The sequence below is a fragment of the Paraburkholderia mimosarum LMG 23256 = NBRC 106338 genome (genome assembly GCF_000739815.1).
Taxonomy (GTDB): Bacteria; Pseudomonadota; Gammaproteobacteria; order Burkholderiales; family Burkholderiaceae; genus Paraburkholderia; species Paraburkholderia mimosarum.
Window position 1 is genome coordinate 1 of sequence record NZ_BBJJ01000228.1, and the last position, 2,587, is coordinate 2,587.

The following is a 2,587-nucleotide window of genomic DNA, read 5'->3' on the forward strand; positions in this document are numbered from 1 at the left end:
CTTGGCCGGTCAACGGGGTAGTTGTCGTTGGGTATCAGGTCATATTTGACGTTGCTCCTTCATAGTTGTCGTTGCGTGATCGTGTAGTTGACGCTCGTCGTTACTGTGCAACGTTGCCGTCGTCAGGCAACTGGCCGCTGAACGGATTGGCAGGGTTGTCATCGTGTAATTGACGCCGCCGTGCATTCTGTTTGTCGCCGGCTTTGCGGCGGCGGTAGCTTTCGACGTTGAGTTCGAAGATCGTCGAGTGATGCACAAGCCGGTCGATGGCGGCGACCGTCATGCCGGGGTCGGGGAACACGTCATTCCAGCCCGAGAACGGTTGGTTTGCAGTTATCAGAAGACTTTTTCGCTCGTACCTCTCGGCTATCAGCTCGAACAGAACGCTGGTCTCGGCCTGGTCCTTGCGCGCGTACGACAGGTCGTCCAGGATGATCAGGTCAAAGCGATCCAGCTTGGCCAGCGCGGAAGGCAACTGCAGGCTCTGGCGCGCGGCCTGCAGCTTCTGGACGAGCTCGCTGGTACGCGTGAACAGCACGCGGTAGCCGGCGTCGATCAATGCATGACCGAGAGCCGATCCCAGGTGGCTTTTTCCGACCCCAGGCGGGCCGAACAGAAGAACCGTGGCGCCTTTCTCCAGCCATGACTCTCCGGTGGCTAGGGCTGTGACATGCGCTTTTGAGACCATCGGTACGGCGCCGAAGTCGAAGGTGGCGAGCGTCTTGGTCGGGTCCAGATGCGACTCGGCACGGTGCCGCTCGATGCGTCGTTTGGCGCGTTCGGCCAGCTCGTGCTCAAGCAGCGCGCCGAGCAGTCGTGCGGCCGGCCAGGCTTCCTTGTCCGAACGTTCAGCGAACTCGGGCCACAACCTGCCGATCGTTGGCAAACGCAGCTCGTTGAGCATCAGGGCCAGGCGGCCACCATCATGCGCGGGCGCGTTCATGCTGCCACCTTCTCAAGCAGTTCGTCATAGACGGCAACGGGCGGCATCTGAACCTCGACATCGGGGCACTGGGCCTCGCGGGGTGCGTACTGCTCACGCAGCGCCTTGAGATCGGGAAGCTCGCCGGCCTCCAGCATCGCATCAAGCTGCTCCGCCAGTACGGCCTCCACGCCGTGCAGGCCCGCGAGCTCAAGCAGGCCTACCATGGTCTTGCATGCGTCGCGCTGGGACAGGCGCGCATCGAGTTGTTCCCAGGTTCTGCGGTACGCCTCGCGCGGGAACAGCGCGTCACGAAACGCGAGCCCCTTGAATGCCTGAGGTTTGCGCTTCAGGGAGTCAATGAAGTGGCGGTAATCAAGCGCGTGGCGGTTGTCGTGCGCACGCGAGCCCCGAGCGGTGCTGTGCACCAGTACGCCGGACAGGTAGCAGTCAAGCCGGTCGCCGTAGACGCGCACCTTCAGCCGGTGACCAATCAGGCGCGACGGCGCACTGTAGAGGATGCCCCGCACCGTGAACGTGCTGCAGCGGGTCACAGGAGCCTCCTCCTCGACGAAGTCGGTGGTGCGGTGCTCCGGCAGATCCTGAAGCTGCTGGCGCTCGATACGGAACGCGGCGGCGCAGCGCCGGTTTCGGCGCATCACCTGCTCGCGGATGAATTCGTCGTAAGCGGCACGATCAACGAAGTCGCGATGGCCACGCAACATCAGGGCTTGATCGACTGCGTCCTTCAGATACCGGTGCGAGGATTCGACACTCCCGTTCTCGTGACCCAGGCCGCGATTGTTACGCGTGCCCTGCATCTCGTAGTGATCGAGCAGTGCCTTGTAACGGGTCGTGAAGTCTTCCTTCTCGCTCAGGTTCTTGAAGGCGGCTGACAGGCTGTCGGTGCGATGCTCGCGCGGGCAACCTCCCGCCTGCCATAGAGCGTTCTGCAAACCGTTGGCGAGGGCTTCGAAGCTCTCGCCGCCCTCGACCACGCAGGCATATTCCCAGCGCGAGAATGCCAGCACGAAGTGATACAGCCGGTGCTCGAACGGCGCGCCGCCAATCGTCACGCACAACTTGTTCATATCGGTGAAGTCGGACAGCCCGCGCACGCCGGGTTGATGCTCCTGGGGGAAGAAGATCTCCTGGCTGGGACCCTCGAGCGCCCGCCATTGAGAAATGCGTCGTTCCAGCGTGCGACGCATGCTGTCGGGAAAGCAGCCTGGGTGATCATCCTGCAGCTTGCGCAGGATCGTGATGCCCATCAGATGGGGAGCGTTACGCAGCAAAGGCACGACCTCGCTGTCCCAGACATCGGCGAACGGATCGGGACGGGTGCGCCAGGAGCGCTGCGGCTTCTGGGATGGCAACGTCGCGTCACGCTCGATGCGGCGTGCGCTGCGCACGCTTATTCCTGCCTTCGCGGCCGCGAGTTCCTGCGGATGGTGTTTGCGCTTGTTCATGTAGAGGCGAACCTGTTGGTCGGTGATGCGGGTTCCAGACATGTGCTGACCGCTTCTTCTTTAAGAATCGATCAGCCATCCTATTGCCCCGCCGACGCGGCGCCGCCGGTGGTTCGTCGTCTCCGGCGGCTACGCCGCCTCCGACTCCTCACCACCGGCCAAAACAAACGTCAACGACCGGCCAAGATAATTGTCG

General features: G+C 62.7%; 2 protein-coding genes. Both read right to left on the bottom strand.

The window, feature by feature from the left end; translation table 11 throughout:
* Positions 1–100 precede the first annotated feature (100 nt).
* Positions 101–943: an IS21-like element helper ATPase IstB gene (gene istB / locus BMI01S_RS36880; protein ID WP_042293196.1), complete on the bottom strand. Its 843-nt coding sequence runs from the start codon at positions 941–943 to the stop codon at positions 101–103.
* Positions 940–2,433 carry an IS21 family transposase gene (gene istA, locus BMI01S_RS36885; protein ID WP_042293199.1) on the bottom strand — a complete coding sequence of 498 codons (1,494 nt, stop codon included), beginning with the start codon at positions 2,431–2,433 and terminating at the stop codon, positions 940–942. Before istA ends, istB begins: the two co-directional genes overlap by 4 nt.
* Positions 2,434–2,587 lie beyond the last annotated feature (154 nt).

Bases quoted from the DNA above. Each gene is read 5' to 3' on its own strand.
- istB (WP_042293196.1), bottom strand. From the start codon at position 943: ATGAACGCGCCCGCGCATGATGGTGGCCGCCTGGCCCTGATGCTCAAC.
- istA (WP_042293199.1), bottom strand. From the start codon at position 2,433: ATGTCTGGAACCCGCATCACCGACCAACAGGTTCGCCTCTACATGAAC.